Below are 18,801 nucleotides of genomic sequence, written 5' to 3'. Positions count from 1 at the left end.
GCGCTACTCTCCCGGCGGTCGCGAAGAGGCGTGCTCAACGCCCGCTACCCGCCCCGCCGTAGCCCGGAGGCTGTCCAAGAGTGCGTTTATCCTGTTGACATCAAGGTCACCGTGGTAATCGTCGCCGACTTGCATCACCGGAGCCATCTCGCAGGCGCCGAGGCACTCGACGGTCGAAAGCGTGAACAGACCATCCGGGGTGGTGTCGCCCTTGTTGATCCCCAGCACCGTTTCCAGATGCTTCAGCAGGTCCTCGGATCCGCACAGCATGCAGGAAACATTGTCACAGAGTTGCAGGTGGAACATGCCCACCGGCTCGGTATGGAAGAGTGTGTAGAAGGTCGCCAGCTCGTAGACCCAGATCCGCTCGACGCCGAGAATGCCGGCTACCTCTTCCAGCACCGCGCCTGGCAGATGGCCATGCTCCCTCTGCGCGATCAGAAGTGCTGGCATGATCGCCGAGCGCTGGTCGGGATACCGCGCCGCTGCCTCTTCGATCTTTTCGCGCATGGTCATCGCGTCCAAATCTCCTGCTATTTGTCCACTTCCGCCATCACCGGGTCGAGGCTGCCGAGCACGGCGATCATGTCGGCCAGATAGTGGGCGTTGGTGACCCCAAAGAGTGCCTGAAGGTTGACGAACGAGGGTGCCCGCACCTTCATGCGGAACGGTTTCGGCGACCCGTCGCTGATGATGTAGAAGCCAAGCTCGCCCTTTGGTGCCTCGATCGCCGAATAGACCTCGCCCTTCGGCACCTTGAAGCCATAGGCCGACAGGTCGAAATGCTGGATCAGCGCCTCCATCGAGCAGTGCACCCGATCCTTGTTCAGCGGGAAGGCGATTGTCGGCATGTCGATCTGGAACGGCCCCTCGGGCATTTGGTCGAGGCATTGCTCGATGATCCGGACGCTTTCGCGCATCTCATCGACGCGGCATCGCCAGCGTGCGTAGCAATCGCCCTCATTGCGGGTAATGACGTTGAACGCGAGCCGGTCATAGATCTCGTAGGGCTCGTCGCGGCGAATGTCCCAATCGACACCCGAGGCGCGCAAGTTCGGGCCGCTCAGGCCAAGATCGATACCGTCCTCGGCCGAGATCACGCCGATCCCCTGCGTGCGTTTCAGGAACACCCGGTTGTTATCGACAAGCCGTTCATAGTCGCGGATCCGGTTTGGGAAGATGTCACAAAACTCCCGGATCTTGGGGAAGAAACCTTCGGGCAGATCCTCGCGCACACCACCGACCCGGCAGAAGGACGTGTGCATCCTTGCCCCGCTGATCATCTCCAGCAGGTCCATGATCATTTCGCGCTCGCGCATGACGTAGAGCAGGGCGGTCATGGCGCCCAGGTCCAGCGGCAGCGCGCCCGTGATCAGGAGATGACCGGAGATCCGTGCCAGCTCGGCCATCATCACGCGGATATACTGCGCCCTGAGCGGTGCTTTTATGCCGAGGAGTTTCTCCACCGCCAGCGCGAAGGCCAGGTTGTTCGAAGGCGGGCAGAGATAGTCGAGCCGGTCCGTCAACGGGAAAATCTGGGTATAGGTGAAACTCTCCGCCAGTTTTTCGGTGCCGCGGTGGAGGTAGCCGATATGCGGGTCCACGCGCTCGACATACTCGCCGTCCAGTTCGAGGACGAGCCGAAGAACCCCATGCGTGCTGGGGTGCTGCGGGCCGAGGTTGAGAAGCACTTCCTTGGTGTCGAGCGCTTCGCCTTCCGGCCTATCGAGTTCGGTGACTTCGGTCATCTCAACTTTCCGGCGTAGAACTGCCTCCTCTACATTAAAGAGTTAGAGCATGATGTCGTCCGAAAACCGCGTACACTTTTCGGCATCATGCTCTACGGAATGTCCCTGGTGGCAAGGTCCGGCTGTGTTGGCGGCGGACCTTCGGCACCGAACGGGTTCAACTCGTCCTTGTAGCCCCGCAGGGGGAAATCCTTGCGCTGGGGAAAGCCCTCGAAGCCTTCCCACATGTAGATCCGCCGCAGATCGGGATGCCCCTCGAACCTGATGCCATACATGTCCCAGGCTTCGCGCTCGTGCCAGTTGGCGGTGCGCCAAACTGTCGTGACCGAGGGAACCTGCGGGGGATCGCCGAGGGGGCACTTGATGCGGATGCGCCATTTGTTCGGCAGCGAATAGAGATGGTATACGGCCTCGAACCGCGGCGTTGCGGGATAGTGATCGACGCCGCAGATGTCCGAGAGGAAATTGAATTGCAGCGCCGGATGTTCTTTCAGAAACCGGCAGAACTCGACGATCTTCTCAGGAGGAACAGCAAAGATGTGAATGCCGTGCGCTGTGCCGAGGTCCTCGATTGCTTCCTCGAAGTGCTCCATGATCAGAGCGCGATTGAGAGACGGCTCCGCACTCATGACGCTACGATCCGATCCAGGGGCGTTCCGGCCAGCGCGCGGGACTTCTTGATCTTTTCTTGAAGCAGGAGGAAGCCGTGCATCAGCGCCTCGGGCCGCGGCGGGCAGCCGGGCACATGCACATCCACAGGCACGAAGGTTTCCGCCCCCTGCACCACGGCATAGGTGTTGTAGACGCCGCCCGAAATGGCACAAGTGCCCATTGCGATCACCCAGCGGGGCTCCGGCATCTGGTCATAGAGCCTGCGCACCACGGGCGCGAACTTCCGCGTTATGGTGCCGGCGATGATCATCACGTCGGACTGGCGGGGCGATGGCCGGAACACCACGCCGAACCGGTCTAGATCATAGCGGGCGCACCCGGCCGAGATCATCTCGATGGCGCAGCAGGCAATTCCGAAGGTCTCGGGCCACAGCGCCGACCTTCGGCTCCAGCTGATCAGGCTGTCGGCCGTGGTGAACAGCACGCTGTCGCGGATCGCGTTGTTTACGCCTCCCATTCCAGCGCCCCCTTCAGCCAGGCGTAGGCGAAGCCCACGAGGAGCAGCAATATGAAGATGAACATCTCGATATAGCCGACCAGCCCGATGTCTTTCAGGACGACGGCCCAGGGAAAGAGGAACATCGTCTCGACATCGAAGACAACCAGCAGGATCGCAAGGATAAAGAACTGCACCCTCAAGCGGCCTCCGGCGGCCTCGCCAGCCGCGTCCATACCGCATTCATACGGCATGTTCTTCGCGGGATAGGGATTGGAGGGGCGCAGTAGCGAGGAGATAAATAGCGTCGCCGTCGCCACAAGAACAACTCCGGCGACCATGAAAAGAACCGGCAAAAATTCCATTGCAGTCATATCGCACTGCACCGGTTACCCATTGAGGGCTTTCCTCACACCGCGCCCGACCCCGTTCGGGACCGGTAACCCGGTCGGCCTGGAAAGCAACTTGGGCAATCCTTTCTTGAACTGCCAGTTTATTCCGTCGGGCGGATCATTGCAAATCCAATCGATCAGCCGCCAAACACCGAGTGCTGAGCAAGCCTCAGAAACCACGCCGGAAATAGTCCGATGCCGATGGTGCCGGCGGCGGTGAAGGCCAGCGTGGCGCGCACCAAGGGTGTCAGCGCCGGGTCGAACGTCCGCTCCGGCTCGCGCATGTAGATCACCATGACGATGCGGATGTAAAAGTAGGCGGCGACGACGCTCAGCAGCACTGCAATCACCGGCAGCATCACGAAACCTCGCTCGACGAGCGCGACCAGCACGTAGAATTTGGCGAAGAACCCGGCCGTCGGCGGAATGCCGGCCAGCGAGAACAAATAGAGCAGCATCAAAAGCGCCAGCCCGGGATGCGACTTGGCGAAACCCGCGTAGTCTTCGATAACCTCGCCCGAGAAATCGCCGTTCCGCATCATGATGACGATGCCGAAAATGCCGAGATTCATGAAAGAGTAGATCAGCAGGTACAGCATCACGCTGGCGATGCCGTCCGCACCGCCGGCGGCCACGCCGAAAATGGCGAACCCGGCATGGGCTATGCTGGAATAGGCCAGGAGGCGCTTGAAATTATCCTGCACCAGCGCCACGAAACTGCCGAGCGCCATCGTCACCACCGCAATGACCGAGACGATGATCCAAACGTCCGAGGCTGCGACCAGTGGATTGAGGAACACCCGCAGGATCACCGCGAAGCCCGCCGCCTTGGGGCCCACCGACATGAAGGCGGTGATCGTCGTCGGCGCGCCTTCATAGACGTCGGGCACCCACATATGAAACGGAACCGCGCCGACCTTGAAGACCAGCCCCGAGACGATGAAGACCACCGCCAGCAGCAATCCGGGATCGAGCGGATTGCCAGTGACCGCCGCAGCCATCCCGTCCAGTTGCGTCGTGCCGGTGAGCCCGTAGACCAGCGAAACGCCGTAAAGGAAAATCCCGGTCGAGACAGACCCAAGGATCACGTATTTCAGCGCCGCTTCGTTCGACCGCCGCTCACGCCGCAGGAAGCCGGTCAGCACATAGGTGCATAGCACCATCAGTTCGAGGCCCACATAGATCGACAGGAGATCGGTCGCCGAGGCCATGATCATCATTCCCGAAAGCGCGAAGAGCAGCAGGACATAATATTCGCTGCTCCCGATCCCTTCGATATCGGCATACTTTCGCGAAAGGAGGAATGTCAGGATGGTGGCCAGGTAGAACACGAATTTGAAGAAGACAGCGAAGCGGTCGGCGATGAACATGCCCGTGAAGGCCGGCCGCACCTCGTTCGCCAATATAAGTGTCGCCAAGGCGGCAATCAGCACGACCGCGACGGAAGCCCAGACCAGGAAATGTTCCTGTCCCTTTCGTACAAACTGTCCCAGGATCAGCAGGATGCAGGCCCCGGTCACTACCACGATCTCGGGCAGGCTCGCTAGCACCGACTGAAAAAGCGCGGTGACGGTCATTGGCCGCTCCCCTTGCTGTGCACGTGCGCCAGCAGATTCTTCACCGAGGCGTCGATGATGTTGAGAAAGGGTTTCGGATAGAGCCCGACCCAAAGCACGAAGATGGCCAGCGGCAGGATCGCAACCATCTCGCGGGCGTTGACGTCACGGATCTTGTATCGGGCGCCGGCGCTGGCCGGGCCAAGCGCGACTTTCCCATACATGCCAAGCAGGTAGGCCGCGCCCAGCAATGCGCCCAAAACGGCAGCCGAGCCGGCGGCCAGGTTGGCCGCAAACCCGCCCGACAGCACCAATAGCTCGCCGACGAACGAATTTGTTCCTGGCAGCGCCATCGATGAGAGGGTGAATAGTGCAAGAAACGCGGTATAGATCGGCGCCGCCTTCATCAGCCCGCCATAGTCGGCGATGCTGCGGGTATGTGTCCGCTCGTAGATCAGGCCGACGAACAGGAATAGGGCGCCCGTCGTCACGCCATGATTGAACATCTGCAGGATGCCACCCTCGAGGCCGCGGAGGTTCAGCGCAAAAATCCCCAGCGTCACGAAGCCCATGTGGCTGATGCTGGAATAGGCCACCAGCTTCTTCAGATCGTCTTGCGCCAGCGCAAGCAGCCCGCCATAGACGATTGCAAGCGCTGACAGCACCAGCATCAACGTCGAAAAATACACCGACGCCGCCGGCAGCATCGGCAGCGAGAACCGCAGGAATCCATAGGCGCCCATCTTCAGGAGTACGCCGGCGAGGATGATGCTGCCGGCCGTCGGCGCCTGCACATGGGCGTCCGGCAGCCAGGTATGGAGCGGGACCATCGGCACCTTGACCGCGAAAGCGATCAGGAAGGCGAAGAACAGCCACGACTGGACCCGAAACGGCAAATCCTGTGCTGTGAGGGCGAGGATGTCAAAGGTCTGGCCGCCGTTGAAATAAAGCACGATGACGCCGATCAGGAACAGGACGCTGCCCGCCAGCGTGTAGAGGAAAAACTTGAACGCCGCATAGACCCGGCTGTCGCCACCCCAGACGCCGATGATCAGGTACATCGGGATCAGCATCGCCTCCCAGAAGACGTAGAACAGGAACAGATCGAGCGCGCAGAACACGCCCAGCATCAACGTCTGCATGACCAGCAGACTGATCATGAACTCTTTCACCTTGCGCTCGATTGCGGCCCACGAGGCAAGCACGCAGATCGAGCCCAACAGTGCGGTCAGGAAAACGAAGAGCGCGCTGATACCGTCGATGCCAAGCGCATAAGCGATCCCGAGCGCGGGCACCCATGTGCGCGTCTCGGTGAACTGCATCTGGTGGGTCGTGGTATCAAAGCTGGCCAGCATGGCGATGCAGAGTGCGAGGTCGAGGACGGTGACACCCAGCGCTGTCCATCGCACCGCACCGTCGCTGCGGAGGAACATCAAAACCGCTGCCCCGGCGGCGGGCGTGAATACGATGAGGCTCAGCAGCGGGAATCCCATCGCCCCCCCTACCGCCACACCACGGCGAAGACGACGGTGGCTGCGACCACGCCGACGATCATCGCCAGCGCGTAATGGGTCACGACGCCGGTTTGGAGCCGCCGAAGCACCCCGCCGCCGCGCAGGATCGAGCGGCCGACGCCGTTCACGACGGCGTCCACGCCGGTGAGATCGATCCGCTGTCCCGCCCGTGCCGCCCCATGCAAGAAGGGCAGCGCCGCGGACTCGGACACGTTGCTCACCGCCTGCTCGTAGCGCGCCAGCGGCTTTTTGGCGAGCCACATGAAGAGCCGCGCGCCCTTGCGATAGAACCAGTCGGTGTCGAGGCTGATCGTGTTCTCGGGGTCGAGCGCCCTGAGGAACAGCACGAAACCCAAGGCGGTGAACATCAGCAGGCCGAGGCTTTCGGTGACATGGAGGCCGGTGTAGGGTTCGAAGTCGACCGGATAGGGAAGAAGCGCATAAAGCGGCTGGGGGAATACCCCGATCGCAATGCAGAGTACTGCCGCCATACCCATCGCAACCAGCATGTTGCGCGGCGGCTCCCGCGCCTCCAGTTTTCGGTCCGGGCCGAAAAACATGTAATACGGGAGCTTGAGCCCGGTGTGCAGGAACGTTCCAGACGACGCCATCGTCAGCACCAGCACCACCAACGCCCGATGGTCCTGTCCGGCAGCGGCCACCACCATCGATTTGGTGACAAAGCCCGAGAAGAATGGAAAAGCCGAGATCGCGAAGGCGCCGATCATATAGAGCGCCACCGTCAGCGGCATGGTCTTGTAGAGCCCGCCAAGTTCGGTGAGTTTGCGACGGCCGGTGACGTGGATTACCGCACCCGCACCCATGAACAGGAGTGCCTTGTAGAGGATATGAGCGAAGGCATGGCTGGCGGCCCCATTTACCGACATCTCGGTTCCTATGCCAACACCTGCCACCATGTAACCCACCTGGCTGACGATGTGATAGGCGAGAAGCCGCCGGCAGTCATTCTCCAGCACCGCGTAGATGACGCCGTAAAGCGCCATCGCGGTGCCGAGCCAGACCAAAAGCTCGGTGCCCGGAAACGCCCGCGCCAGCACGTAGACGGCGGTCTTGGTGGTAAAGGCGCTCATAAATACCGCCCCGGTGACGGTTGCCTCCGGATAGGCGTCGGTCAGCCAGGCGTTGAGTGGCGGCACCGCCGCGTTGAGCAGGAAACCGGCCAGAATGAGGTAAGTGGCCGGGTTTGTATCCGAACCGATCGGGCCGAAGAGCAACGAACCGGTGGCGACCCCGTGAAGAATGATGCCGCCGAGCAGAACGACGCCGCCCGTAACATGGACCATGAGGTACCGGAAACCGGCGCTGATCGCCGGCCGACCACCCTGGGCGAAGACGAGATAGGCAGAGGCAAACGCCATGCCTTCCCAGAACAGGTAGAGCGTCAGGTAGTCGCCGGCGAAAACCACGCCGAGCGCGCTGCCGACATAGACGAACGCGGCGACATGCTGGCCGGGGCGGGGCAGGTGCAGCGCGTAGACCGTTCCGATCAGCGCCATGATGGTGAAAACGGTGGCGAAGACAATGCTCAGCTTGTCGACCTTCGCGATCAAGATTTCCTGACCGATGATCTGCGTCGCGCCGTAGCTGCCCGGTTGCATCGTGATCACGGCAAGGATCGCCAGCGCCGGAATCAGCAGCAGATAGACCTTTCGGATCGATCCGTTCAGGAAGGGGATCGGCAAGGCGCCGAGAGTGAAGAGCAGGGCGGGATGGACGAAGTCAATCATAATAGTCCTCGCGCCGCATGAGCCCGCCCCGATGGCCGAGGAACTTGGAAACGAAGATCAGCAGAATGCAGGAGCCGAAGCCATAGATGGCTGACCAGCCCGGCAGGCGGTCCCACAGGTATTCGGCGTGTTCGCGAGAGACCAGCAAGTCGGCGACGACGATCAGAGCGAGCATCAGGTAGAACAGCCGATGGCGCTGCTTCGCATATTTTCCGTCACCGAAGAAATCGACGACGCGCTTGATCATCTGACAACTCCTTGCGCCAGAGCGAGGAAATAGTCGGGGAAGAGGCCCATCGACACCGACAGGATCGCGGTTGCGACCAGCGGGATCGTCAACATCGGAATTTCACGAACCGTCGCCGGACTTTCCTGCGCCTCCGTTCCGAAAAAGGCGACATAGCTGACCGGCAGGAAGTAGGCGGCGTTCAGGATCGAGCTCACCAGGAGCACGATCAGGAACGCAATCTGCCCCGCTTCCACAGAGCCCAGCGCCAGATACCACTTGCTGACGAAGCCCGCAGTCGGCGGTACCCCGATCATGCTGAGCGAACCGACAAAGAATGCCCCCATCGTCCAAGGCAGCCTGCGGCCGATACCGGCCATGTCGCTGATGTTGCGCTTGCCAGACGCGCAATAGATCGACCCGGCGCAGAAAAAGAGTGTGATCTTTGAGAATGCATGCGCCGCGATGTGGATGATCCCGCCGACCATTGCGACCGGCGACAGCAGAACCGCGCCCAGCACGATATAGGACAGTTGGCTGACCGTCGAATAGGCGAGCCTGGCCTTCAGATCGTCCCGCGTGAGCGCATAGACCGACGCCATCAGGATCGTGAACGAGACCAGATAGGCGGTGGCGATGCCGAGCCCCAGCCCGCCCACCAGCCCTGTGCCGAATACATGGAACACCACCCGCAGCAAGCAGAATACGCCCATCTTGACCACGGCCACTGCATGCAGGAGCGCGCTGACCGGTGTCGGCGCCACCATCGCGGCCGGCAGCCAGGCGTGCATCGGCATCACCGCTGCCTTGGCGAAGCCGAAAAGATAGCAGAAATAGACGACCGTCAGCAGCGCCGCCGAGGCATCGCCCCTCGAGAGCAGCCCCCCCGCCTTAAAGTCGAGCGACCCCGCAATGTGGTAGGTCAGCGCCAGTGCGGCGAGCAGCACGCTTTTCGACGCGCCCATCAGATAGACGAGATACTTGCGGCTGCCCGTCCATCCCTCTTCGTCCTCGTGGTGGTAGACGAGCGGATAGGTAACGAGGCTGAGCACCTCGTAGAAGATCACCAGCGTAAACAGATTGGCGGCGAAGGCGCCCCCAACGGCCGCCGCGAGGCTGGTGGCGAAACAGGCGAAGAATCGGGTCTGCGCGTGCTCGTTCAAGTGCCGCATGTAGCCGATGGAATAGATCGCCGCCACGATCCACAGCAGCGACGAGACGGTGGCAAACACCATGCCGAGCGCATCGACCCGGAAGGCGAAGTCAATCCCTGGCAGTATCTCGAACAGGCGCAAATCAACCGTCCCGCCCGCCAGCACCGTGGGCGCCATCGAGGCGACAATCGCAAACAGGACGACCGCCGCCAACGGGGAAACGACGTCGCGGAGTTTCTCGCGGTTGTTCAGAAGGAGAACTGCAAGGGCCGCCAGGCCTGGGACGGCGACGGCAAGCAGCGGCCGGATCGATACAACCGGGTCCAAAGCCGCTATCCTTTCATCATGGTCACGTCGTCGACCTTGAGGGTGGACTTGTTCCTCACGAGGGCGACCAGGATGCCCAAGGCGACGGCAACCTCTGCCGCGGTGATTGCAATGACGAAGATCGCGAAGATCTGTCCGCGGAAATCGTCGTAGTAACGCCCGAAAGCGATGAAATTGATGTTGACCGAGTTGAGCAGCAGCTCCAGCGACATCAGCACGACCAGGATATTGCGCCTGAGCAGCACGCCCGCCGCTCCGATCACGAACAGGACCACTCCGAGCAAAATGTACCACGAGAGCGGGACCATCATCGCTACTCCTTCCGCGCCAGAACGATGGCGCCGACCAGGGCCGCCAGCAGGATGACGGAGGCGACTTCAAACGGCAGGAGATAGTCGGCAAAAAGTGTCTTGCTGAGCAGCCTGACCTGATCGCCGTCGCGCATCGCGATGGGCTCCGTGACCGAAAAACGGCCGCTCCAGAGCACCAGCACGAGCATCTCGACCCCAAGCAGGACAAGCAGCACAAGAGCCGGCAGATTGCCGCCCGGCAAGAACCGCTGCAACACCGCTTCGCGCACGTCGATCATCATGATCACGAATAGGAACAGGACCATGATCGCGCCGACATAGACGAAGATCTGGATGACAGCGAGCAATGGCGCTTCGAGCAGTACGAAGATTGCCGAGATCTGCAGGAAACACGCCATCAGCGCCAAGGCGCTATGAACCGGATTCCGCGCCAGGATCACGGTCAGGGCCGTGATCACGCACACCGTAGCGAACAGAAGAAAGAACCCCTGATCCATCGACGCCGACCCTCCGACGCGAACTGTCACCCGGCGCGAGACGGCCGGATTTGAGATAGCGCCGCACCTCAGGTGCGTTCATAAATTGTGCCCTAGTATCGGAGGTTTCACAAGAATATTGTCATGAGCGAACGAGGCCGCCCGCGAAGCGCGCATTTTCGATAGTGCCATACCGATTTTACTGTCGGAAAATGGCTTGAGCCGGCCGGTACCTACGTTTTGCTCCAATCGTTACAACGACCTTGTCCAGATGCCACACGTTGCTTTGGCCGGCCGGTTTCCGCCGCAGACCGCCAGCATGTCCGGGCCTATTTTCTTCGCCCAACACCCGATGGTCTCACAGGAGGAGATGATGCCGCGCTCCAGCAGTATGTCCTCCACCAGCTGTAGGCTGCTTCAGCTACGTTAGCCTGACATCCGTCATACTCCGAAAATCTGCGGCAGGTTAAAAATGCAAATAAAAACGTTTTTATTCATCTTGAAAACGTTTTTATTTGCAGTAATGGTGTCATGGAGAGGGAGGGAATGCGATGGCAAAACGAGAAGGCGAGATTGGCCGTCAGTTGCCGACAATCAAGACCTTGTCGGAAATGACCGGCTTTTCCATCGCCACGGTCTCCAAGGCGCTTCGGAATTCTCCCGTGGTAACGGCGGCGACCCGTGAGGTCATCCTGAATGCGGCGAAAGACGCTGGATACGCAGCGAACCAGCGCGGAATGGCGCTCCGTACCGGCAAGACATACCAGATTGCGGTTCTGATGCCGCTCAGCGCCGCTTCCGGTTATGAATGGGATGGCGTCGAATATACGCAGATCCTCTCCGGTATTAGCCAGGCGCTCGAGGGCAGCGGCTACCGCATCTCCGTACAGGTCATAACCGATGCCGAGGACGGGGCCGCCATGGCGCGCCAGATCGTCGGGCTCGGTCTGGCGGATGGGCTAATCTTCTCCGGCATTCTGGCCGATGATCCCCGCATCAACCTGCTTGCCGAGACTGATTTTCCGTTTGTGACGCTCGGCCGATGCCGACGCGATCTCGATTATGCGTATGTGGATGTGGACAATGAATGGGCAGCCCACGCCGCAACAGCGCGGCTGATCGCTGGCGGCCACCGACGTATCGCACTCGTCAATCCGTCGCGGGCTTTGTCCTATTCGCTCGACCGCATCGACGGTTTCAGGCGTGCTTTTCGTGAGGCCGGGCAGGCGCCGTCAGACGATCTGATCGTCGAGGGCGATCTTTCCGCCCGCTTCGGAAAGGCGAGTGCGGAGGCGCTTCTCGACGTCGCCCGGCCGCCCACCGCTTTCGTCTGCGTCAATGAAGCGACTACGCTTGGTGTGCTTTCCGGGCTTGCCGGCCGGGGGCTTCAGGTCGCCGGCGATGTGGATGTCGTGGCCTATGACGACATCAATGTCAGCGCCTACTTCAATCCGCCCCTCACCACGCTCTACCAGCCGATCGAGGTCCTTGCCCGCACGCTCGGGCAATTCCTGCTTCGCCGTATCGCCGGCGAGTCCCCTTCGGTCCTGCGCCAGACATTCCGGCCCGCCCTTGTGCCGCGCCAGCCGGATCACGCCAGCATGCCGTTTAGCCATAACAAAGGAGGAGAATAGGATGAATAGAACCATTATCGCACTGATGTTGTCGGCTTTTGCCGCTTCGTCCGCACTGGCCGCCGATCTCGGTGGCAAGTATCTCAAGGTGGGCTCCGACACGACCTCGCCACCGATGGAAAGCGTCGATCCCGCTTCGGGCCAGATCGTCGGCTTTGATGTCGATGTCGTCAACGCGATCTGCGCAAAAATCAATTGCAAGGCGGAATTCGTGACCACCGGCTGGGACGGCATCTTCGCCGCGCTCGACCAGGGCAGTTTCGATTTCGTCGCTTCCGGCATCTCCATTACCGACGAGCGCAAGAAGGCGATGGACTTCACCGCCCCCTACATCGTCAACAGCCAGGCAATCCTGATGCGGGTCGAGGACCAGGCGCTGGCAGTCGAGGACTTCAAGTCAAAGGGCAAGAAACTCTCGGCGCAGGCGAACACGACCGACGCGGATGTGGCCGCAGGCATTGTCGGCAAGGAGCATGTCGTCGCCTACGACACGTTCAGTGCCTCCATCCTTGCGCTGAAGAACAAGGATGTCGACGGTGTGGTGATCAATGGCGCCAATGCCGATGCCTACGAGAAGGAATTTGCCGGCGAACTCGTGGTGCCGATCCGCGGCCTCAGTTCCGACCCACTCGGTCTGGTCTTCCGCAAGGGCGATGCGAATGTGGCTGCCTTCGACGAGGGCATCAAGGCGATCAAGGAAGACGGAACCCTGGACAAGCTGATCCAGAAGTACTGGGGTGCGAAATAGGGTTTTCCCCGGCAAGTATGCGGGGGCGGCAAGCCGCTTCCGCACTCAACGCAATCGCAATTCCTTCAGGGGGAATGAATGTCATTCCTGACAAGCGTCCGGCCGAGCAATCTCATCATTCTGACGGCCACGCCTTTCATCATCTATCTGTTCGCTACTTCTCCGGCCTACCTGCGCTCGCTTAGGGCACTGGCAGGCGTCGAGAACGGATCGGGCGTCATGGTGCCCGGCTACCTGCTGCTATTGGTGGCGCCGGCGGCCGGCTTGCTCGCCTATTTTCTGCCGCGCGGCGGCGCGCGGTCACGGCTCTGGGCGGTGCTGGCAACGGCAGTTCATGTGGTCTGCCTCGCTCTTCTGCTGTTCACGACGATCGCCCAACCCTACACTGCCTCGGCACTGGCCAATGGTGTGGATGCCTTTTCCTCCGGCATGGTTGTGCCTGGAGTCAATCCGCGCCAGTTGACGCCGGAGGCCGACCTTTGGCTCCGCTCCATGGAGCGATGGCTGTTCGCTGGTTACGCAGCATTTTCGCTTCTCGGCCTCGCATTGAGGCGGCTTGCGGAGCGATCTGCGTCGTCGGTGGTCTCGCGGCTCGGGGTCCTGTTCGGCTGCGTGCCAAGCGGTATCGTGCTTGTCCTTGTTCTCTTTTTTGCCCATGTCGCCTTTGCGGCCGGCGTCGCGACGACCATTCGCGCCGCAATTTCAGCCTATGTCCTCGCTGCGATCCTCGGGCTGATCTGGGTCGGACTGCTACAACTGCGGCCCTCCCGACGGACGATCGCCCTCTCGGCCGCCTGTGCGGCCGCACTCGGCTTAGCCTCCGCCTGGAGCCTGTTGCAGACGCCGATCCCTTACGTGCTCGCGGGAACGCTAGACGCAAAGGTCGGCATCATCAGAGATACCCCGTCCTCGCTGATCGGTGCCGTGCGCTTCGGTCAATATCCGGGTGCACCGGAGGGGGAAGCCGGTGTCCGCACCTTCCTGACCGCTGAGGATGCGATCAAGGCGGTCAACGAAAAACAGGGCGTGAGCGCGGTGCTTCTGCCCGCCGGGCTGTCTCCGGCCGGCTGGTCGCAGCTGTGGCAGACATCGGCCCTCGACGACCGGAGCCGGTCGACCGGGATAACCTTTGCAGTACTCGCCATCCTTCTCGGCATACTCACCTTTGGCGGCACCCTGCATTGGCGCCATCCGCTCGCGATTGGAGCGGAATTCATCATCGATACCATCCGGGGCATCCCGATGCTCGTCATCGTGCTCTATGTGGGCCTGCCGCTCGCCGGCGCGTTAAAAGACGCGACCTCGGGCGCAGTGGATCCACCGAATATGCTGCGCGGGATCGTCGCCATGGCAATCGCCTACTCAGCCTATCTGGCCGAAATCTTCCGCGCGGGCATCAATGCGGTGCCCGTGGGGCAGATCGAAGCAGCCAAGTCCGTGGGCCTCAACCGTTGGCAGACCGCAAGGCTTATCGTCCTGCCACAGGCGTTCCGCATCATCATTCCGCCGCTCGGCAACGAGCTCATTGCCATCCTCAAGGATACGTCGCTGCTTTCGATCCTCTCGATCCGGGACATCACGCAGCGCATGCGGGAATTCCAGTCCGCTAGCTTCCTGCCCTTTGCCCCCTATAACTCGGCCGCGATCTTCTACATCTTCCTGACGCTCGCTGCCGCAAGTCTGGTGAACACCGTTGAAAGAAAATACAATGTCAAGCATCGCTAACCGTCATGCCGCCCTCATCGATCTCGTCGGGGAAATCCGGTTTCCGCGGGACTTCATATTCGGCAGCGCGACCGCGGCCTACCAGATCGAGGGCGCGATGGCGCTCGACGGCAAGGGCGAGAGCATCTGGGACCGGTTCACGCGCCGCCCCGGCGTCATCGTTGATGGCTCGAACGGCGATCTCGCCTGCGATCATTACCACCTCTATCCGCGCGATATCGCCCTGATGAAGGAAATGGGCCTTAGGGCTTACCGCTTCTCGCTATCCTGGCCCCGCCTGCTGCCGCAGGGCTCCGGGCGGTTGAACCAAAAGGGCGCCGCGTTCTACGACCGGCTGATCGATAGCTTGCTTGCGGAAGGCATCGAGCCCTTCGTCACGCTCTACCACTGGGATCTGCCGCAGGCGTTGCAGGAGAAGGGGGGCTGGTACAATCGAGACACGTGTATGCGCTTTGCCGACTATGCTGCCCAGGCGGCGGCGCTTTTCGGCGACCGCGTGACGAAGTGGACCACGCTCAACGAGCCGTGGACCTTCTGCTGGTTCGGCCATGCGCTCGGCGAGGATGCGCCGGGGCTCGCCGACGGCGTGAAGGGCGGCGTTGCTGCCAGCCACCACGCGCTGCTCGCGCATGGACTTGCTGTCCCGATGATTCGCGCCGAAGCGCGCGGCGCCGAGGTCGGCATCACGCTCGATCTCAACGTTACCGAACCCGCGACGGACCGGGAGGAGGACATTGCGGCAGCCGCGCGCTTCGACGGCGCACAGAACCGCTGGTATCTCGAAGCCATCTTCCGGGGCGTCTATCCGGAGGATATGCTCGATCTTTATGGCGAGCGCTATCTGCCTCGCATTGAGGCCGAGGACCTGAAGGCGATCTCGGCGCCAATCGATTTCCTCGGCATCAACAACTACCGCCGTTCGGTGATCAAGGCGGGTGTTGACCTTCCGCCGCTCAACTTCGAGCGCGTCTCGCCGCCGGGTTCGGACTATACCCCCCTCGGCTGGGAAATCTGGCCGCAGGCCATCGAGGACATCCTCATCGAGGTGAACGACAAGTACAAGCCGGCCTCCATCTACATCACCGAGAACGGCATGGCGACCACACAGGAAACGCCGGACGAGCGGGGCCGCATCGAGGACTTCGGCAGGGCTGATTACTATGCGGGTTATATCGCCAAGGTAGCCTCCGCCATCGAGAAGGGGGTTCCCGTCAAGGGCTACTTCGCCTGGACGCTGATGGACAATTTCGAATGGGCGCTTGGCTATACCGCGCCTTTCGGGCTCGTGCATGTGGACTTCGAGACCCAGGAGCGGCGGTTGAAGTTGAGTGGCGAGATCTTCGGGCGGATCGCCCGCGAAGCGCCCGGCCGCTGAGGGAGGAGAGCGCGTGGTAGACACGACAGCGAAAGGCTGCATCCTGATCACTGGAGGGCACCGTGGCCTGGGGCTCGCACTGTCTCGGCAATTCTTCCGCGACGGCTGGCGGGTGATTGCCGCCGGCCGGCGGGACAAGTCCGCCGAGGCAGGGATCGAGGCGCTGGCGCTTGATCTCGCCGACGAGCGGTCCATCCTGCGCGCGGCCGCCTCGCTTGCCGGCCGGCCGGTGGATATTCTCGTCCACAATGCTGCGATCCGTGGCGCCGAGGACGGACTCGCCAGCGTGAAAACGGGGGATTTTCTCGATACGATGCAGGTCAATGCGCTCGCGCCGCTGCTTCTGACGCGCGCGCTCCTTCCCAACCTCGCCAGAGGTCATCGCAAGGTGGTGGCAATGATCTCCAGCCGGGCCGGCTCCAATGCCGAAGGGCATATCGACAACGACGATGGGGATTACGCCTATCGGCTCTCCAAGGCGGCGCTCAACATGGCGACCACCAAGCTCGCCCATGACCTGAAACCCGACGATGTTGCCGTGATGGCGTTCCATCCGGGCTGGATCAGGACCGATATGGGCGGTGAACATGCCGAACTCGAAACCGGGGAAAGCGCTGAAGGTCTGAAGCGCCTGCTGGAAAACGCGACGCTCGCGGACACCGCGACTTTCCGCACACACGATGGATTGAATGTTGGCTGGTAAGCCGGCCGCGAAAGGAAGATGAGGATGGACGACCTGAAGCAGGACGCGGTGGCGATTGCGACGATTCTGAGGGAGCTCTATGGCATCGAGGGCAAGGTTTCGCCCTTGCCGGGAGAGCAAGACCTGAATTTCCGGGTCGAAGCCGAGGATCGGCAACGCTTCCTGCTGAAGCTGCATGCACCCGGCGACGACCAAAGCCTCGACATGCAGGTGGCCGTGCTCGATCACCTGAACCGCGTTGCACCCGAACTCCGGATTTCCCGCCAGTTGCCCTCCAGGGCAGGCGCCATCCTCACGCCGGTCGATCACGGTGGGGACCGGAAGGCGCGACTTCTCACGTGGATCGACGGCGACGTCTGGGCGAAGGCGAAGAACCGCGGGCCGGCAAGCGCAACCAGCCTGGGAACGCTGCTCGGTCATCTCGACCTCGCCCTCAAGGGCTTCGCGCATCCCGGCGCCCGGCGCATCTATGGCTGGGATCTGGCTCAGGCGGAGATGCACCTCGCCAACGTGCCGCTGATCGAGGACACGGAAAAGCGCAGCCTCGTCGCGGCGATCCTGAACCGCTTCTCGACGGTCATCCGTCCGGCGCTCGAGGCCTGCCCGCGCCAGGTCATCCACAACGACGCGAATGACTACAACACGATCCTTGATGCGGAAGGACGGGTCAGCGGGCTTCTGGATTTCGGTGACATGGTCGAGACCCATCGGGTGGTCGAGATCGCCGTGGCGGGTGCCTATGCTCTGATCGGCGAAACGGACCCTGTCGGTTCGGTCGCGCGGATCGCCGAGGCCTATCACGCCGTCAATCCGCTCACCGAAGAGGAGGCGAATATCCTCTTCGATCTCGTCAAGCTTCGCTATGCCGTGAGCATCTTGATGGCTGCGAAACAGATCCGCGAGCAGCCCGATAACCAATACCTCCTGGTCAGCCAGGAGGATGTCTGGCGGGAACTCAAACGGCTTGAAGGCGAAAATGCCTCGATGGCGCGGATGCGGATCCGCGATGCCTGCGGCTTCGCGGCCGTTTCCGCCGCAGCCCAGGTCGCGGCCTGGCTGGAGCGTGAGGCGCACAGCTTCGCACCCGTCATCAGGCCGAACCTCTCAAGGCCGCAAGTCACGGTCTTCGATTTTTCCGCCACCAGCCCGGATGCGACGCTGCTCGACAGCCTCGACGGCCCCGGCTTCGACCGGTATTGCGAGGAGAGAATAGCAACCGAAGGAGCCGATTTCGGCGTAGGCGCCTATGGCGAGGACCGGACTATCTACAAGGGCGACGCCTTTGGAACCACCGCGCCACATGTCCGCCGCACGGTGCATATCGGCATCGATATCTTTGCACCGGCAGGCGAGCCTGTCCATGCGCCGATGGCCGGAACCGTCGCCTTCATCCATGACGATGCAGTCGCCTACGGCTTCGGCCCGACTGTGCTGCTGCAGCATGAGACGGACCACGGCGATGTGTTCTGGACACTCTACGGCCACCTTTCCCGCGCCTCCGTTGCCCGCCTGCGCGTCGGGCAACCCATCGCGAAGGGAGCGGCCTTCACCGAATTCGGTCCCCGGCCGGAAAATGGCGAATGGCCGCCGCACCTGCATTTCCAGATCGTCACCGACCATCTCGGCCTTGGCGCGCGGATGCATGGCGTGGGGACACTCGCCGAATGGCAGATCTGGCAGCAGGTCAGCCCGGACCCGAGCGTCGTTCTCGGCCTGCCGATTTCCGCCACCCGTCTGCCGCCGCGCGACAAGGCCTTCCTGGTGCGCGAGCGGCTCCGCAGCATCGGCCGCTCGCTCAGCATCGCCTATGCGCCGGAGCCGCTGAAGATCGTCGCGGCCGAGGGCTGCCACCTCATCGACGAAACAGGGACCCGCTGGCTCGACATGGTCAACAATGTCTGCCATGTCGGCCACTGCCATCCGCGCGTCGTCAAGGCGGCCGAGCAGCAGCTTGCGGCACTCAACACCAACAGCCGCTATCTGCATGACGGGCTCGTGGAATATGCCCGGCGCCTTTCCGCCCTGTTCCCCGATCCGCTGTCCGTCTGCTTCTTTG

18 protein-coding genes are annotated in these 18,801 nt (G+C 61.8%); 6 read left to right on the top strand and 12 right to left on the bottom strand.

Translation table 11 applies throughout. The annotated features are described in order from the left end of the window. Positions 1-3 precede the first annotated feature (3 nt). The 12 genes from nuoE to JJB09_RS24960 form a co-directional block, all read right to left on the bottom strand. Positions 4-516: an NADH-quinone oxidoreductase subunit NuoE gene (gene nuoE / locus JJB09_RS25015; RefSeq protein WP_201663827.1), complete on the bottom strand. Its 513-nt coding sequence runs from the start codon at positions 514-516 to the stop codon at positions 4-6. 17 nt (positions 517-533) lie between these two features. Beyond that, complete coding sequence (gene nuoD / locus JJB09_RS25010; RefSeq protein WP_201663826.1) at positions 534-1,748, bottom strand: NADH dehydrogenase (quinone) subunit D; 1,215 nt, start codon at positions 1,746-1,748, stop codon at positions 534-536. 92 nt (positions 1,749-1,840) lie between these two features. Continuing rightward, positions 1,841-2,377: an NADH-quinone oxidoreductase subunit C gene (locus JJB09_RS25005; protein WP_201663825.1), complete on the bottom strand. Its 537-nt coding sequence runs from the start codon at positions 2,375-2,377 to the stop codon at positions 1,841-1,843. Further along, positions 2,374-2,877: a NuoB/complex I 20 kDa subunit family protein gene (locus JJB09_RS25000; RefSeq protein WP_201663824.1), complete on the bottom strand. Its 504-nt coding sequence runs from the start codon at positions 2,875-2,877 to the stop codon at positions 2,374-2,376. Before JJB09_RS25000 ends, JJB09_RS25005 begins: the two co-directional genes overlap by 4 nt. After that, positions 2,865-3,230, bottom strand: coding sequence for an NADH-quinone oxidoreductase subunit A (locus tag JJB09_RS24995; RefSeq protein WP_201663823.1), 366 nt, complete (start codon positions 3,228-3,230; stop codon positions 2,865-2,867). The genes JJB09_RS25000 and JJB09_RS24995 overlap by 13 nt, the downstream gene beginning before the upstream one ends. A 155-nt stretch (positions 3,231-3,385) precedes the next feature. Further along, complete coding sequence (locus JJB09_RS24990) at positions 3,386-4,825, bottom strand: NADH-quinone oxidoreductase subunit N (protein ID WP_201663822.1); 1,440 nt, start codon at positions 4,823-4,825, stop codon at positions 3,386-3,388. After that, on the bottom strand, positions 4,822-6,297 hold the full coding sequence (locus JJB09_RS24985; RefSeq protein ID WP_201663821.1) for an NADH-quinone oxidoreductase subunit M: 1,476 nt from the start codon (positions 6,295-6,297) through the stop codon (positions 4,822-4,824). The genes JJB09_RS24990 and JJB09_RS24985 overlap by 4 nt, the downstream gene beginning before the upstream one ends. An 8-nt stretch (positions 6,298-6,305) precedes the next feature. Beyond that, positions 6,306-8,066 carry a Na(+)/H(+) antiporter subunit D gene (locus JJB09_RS24980; protein ID WP_201663820.1) on the bottom strand — a complete coding sequence of 587 codons (1,761 nt, stop codon included), beginning with the start codon at positions 8,064-8,066 and terminating at the stop codon, positions 6,306-6,308. Continuing rightward, positions 8,059-8,313, bottom strand: a complete 255-nt coding sequence (locus JJB09_RS24975) for a hypothetical protein (RefSeq protein ID WP_201663819.1) — start codon at positions 8,311-8,313, stop codon at positions 8,059-8,061. The genes JJB09_RS24980 and JJB09_RS24975 overlap by 8 nt, the downstream gene beginning before the upstream one ends. Beyond that, positions 8,310-9,773, bottom strand: coding sequence for a monovalent cation/H+ antiporter subunit D family protein (locus JJB09_RS24970; RefSeq protein ID WP_201663818.1), 1,464 nt, complete (start codon positions 9,771-9,773; stop codon positions 8,310-8,312). Before JJB09_RS24970 ends, JJB09_RS24975 begins: the two co-directional genes overlap by 4 nt. A 5-nt stretch (positions 9,774-9,778) precedes the next feature. Next, the gene (gene nuoK, locus JJB09_RS24965) at positions 9,779-10,081 is read right to left on the bottom strand and encodes an NADH-quinone oxidoreductase subunit NuoK (protein ID WP_201663850.1); all 303 of its coding nucleotides are present in this window, start codon (positions 10,079-10,081) and stop codon (positions 9,779-9,781) included. A 5-nt stretch (positions 10,082-10,086) separates the two neighbouring features. Further along, positions 10,087-10,581 carry an NADH-quinone oxidoreductase subunit J gene (locus JJB09_RS24960; RefSeq protein ID WP_201663817.1) on the bottom strand — a complete coding sequence of 165 codons (495 nt, stop codon included), beginning with the start codon at positions 10,579-10,581 and terminating at the stop codon, positions 10,087-10,089. Positions 10,582-11,111: 530 nt separating this feature from the next. Between JJB09_RS24960 and JJB09_RS24955 the strand changes: the two genes are divergently transcribed. The 6 genes from JJB09_RS24955 to JJB09_RS24930 all read left to right on the top strand — a co-directional run. Further along, entirely contained in the window at positions 11,112-12,194 is a 1,083-nt protein-coding gene (locus tag JJB09_RS24955) for a LacI family DNA-binding transcriptional regulator (RefSeq protein ID WP_201663816.1), read from the top strand. Position 12,195: 1 nt separating this feature from the next. Then, positions 12,196-12,942 (top strand): transporter substrate-binding domain-containing protein, encoded by a 747-nt coding sequence (locus JJB09_RS24950; protein WP_201663815.1) that lies wholly within the window; start codon positions 12,196-12,198, stop codon positions 12,940-12,942. A 78-nt stretch (positions 12,943-13,020) separates the two neighbouring features. Then, positions 13,021-14,667, top strand: a complete 1,647-nt coding sequence (locus tag JJB09_RS24945) for an amino acid ABC transporter permease (protein ID WP_201663814.1) — start codon at positions 13,021-13,023, stop codon at positions 14,665-14,667. Beyond that, on the top strand, positions 14,651-16,042 hold the full coding sequence (locus JJB09_RS24940) for a GH1 family beta-glucosidase (protein WP_201663813.1): 1,392 nt from the start codon (positions 14,651-14,653) through the stop codon (positions 16,040-16,042). Before JJB09_RS24945 ends, JJB09_RS24940 begins: the two co-directional genes overlap by 17 nt. Before the next feature lie 13 nt (positions 16,043-16,055). Further along, a complete protein-coding gene (locus tag JJB09_RS24935; RefSeq protein ID WP_343229086.1) occupies positions 16,056-16,745 on the top strand; it encodes an SDR family oxidoreductase in 690 nt (229 codons plus the stop codon). Positions 16,746-16,769: 24 nt separating this feature from the next. Further along, a partial coding sequence (locus tag JJB09_RS24930; RefSeq protein ID WP_246748972.1) for an aminotransferase class III-fold pyridoxal phosphate-dependent enzyme occupies positions 16,770-18,801 on the top strand: 2,032 nt, incomplete at its 3' end.

It is taken from the genome of Phytoamicus setariae, from assembly GCF_016722925.1.
GTDB classification, from domain to species: domain Bacteria; phylum Pseudomonadota; class Alphaproteobacteria; order Rhizobiales; family Rhizobiaceae; genus Rhizobium_E; species Rhizobium_E setariae.
Note: the sequence above shows the minus strand (reverse complement) of the source record. Positions and strands in the feature narration are given on the sequence as shown.

Coding starts and splice junctions, on each gene's coding strand:
- JJB09_RS24960 (WP_201663817.1), bottom strand. CDS start 10,581: ATGGATCAGGGGTTCTTTCTTCTGTTCGCTACGGTGTGCGTGATCACG.
- nuoD (WP_201663826.1), bottom strand. CDS start 1,748: ATGACCGAAGTCACCGAACTCGATAGGCCGGAAGGCGAAGCGCTCGAC.
- JJB09_RS24950 (WP_201663815.1), top strand. CDS start 12,196: ATGAATAGAACCATTATCGCACTGATGTTGTCGGCTTTTGCCGCTTCG.
- JJB09_RS24980 (WP_201663820.1), bottom strand. CDS start 8,066: ATGATTGACTTCGTCCATCCCGCCCTGCTCTTCACTCTCGGCGCCTTG.
- JJB09_RS24940 (WP_201663813.1), top strand. CDS start 14,651: ATGTCAAGCATCGCTAACCGTCATGCCGCCCTCATCGATCTCGTCGGG.
- nuoK (WP_201663850.1), bottom strand. CDS start 10,081: ATGGTCCCGCTCTCGTGGTACATTTTGCTCGGAGTGGTCCTGTTCGTG.
- JJB09_RS24995 (WP_201663823.1), bottom strand. CDS start 3,230: ATGACTGCAATGGAATTTTTGCCGGTTCTTTTCATGGTCGCCGGAGTT.
- JJB09_RS24945 (WP_201663814.1), top strand. CDS start 13,021: ATGTCATTCCTGACAAGCGTCCGGCCGAGCAATCTCATCATTCTGACG.
- JJB09_RS24955 (WP_201663816.1), top strand. CDS start 11,112: ATGGCAAAACGAGAAGGCGAGATTGGCCGTCAGTTGCCGACAATCAAG.
- JJB09_RS24990 (WP_201663822.1), bottom strand. CDS start 4,825: ATGACCGTCACCGCGCTTTTTCAGTCGGTGCTAGCGAGCCTGCCCGAG.
- nuoE (WP_201663827.1), bottom strand. CDS start 516: ATGACCATGCGCGAAAAGATCGAAGAGGCAGCGGCGCGGTATCCCGAC.
- JJB09_RS24975 (WP_201663819.1), bottom strand. CDS start 8,313: ATGATCAAGCGCGTCGTCGATTTCTTCGGTGACGGAAAATATGCGAAG.
- JJB09_RS24985 (WP_201663821.1), bottom strand. CDS start 6,297: ATGGGATTCCCGCTGCTGAGCCTCATCGTATTCACGCCCGCCGCCGGG.
- JJB09_RS25000 (WP_201663824.1), bottom strand. CDS start 2,877: ATGGGAGGCGTAAACAACGCGATCCGCGACAGCGTGCTGTTCACCACG.
- JJB09_RS25005 (WP_201663825.1), bottom strand. CDS start 2,377: ATGAGTGCGGAGCCGTCTCTCAATCGCGCTCTGATCATGGAGCACTTC.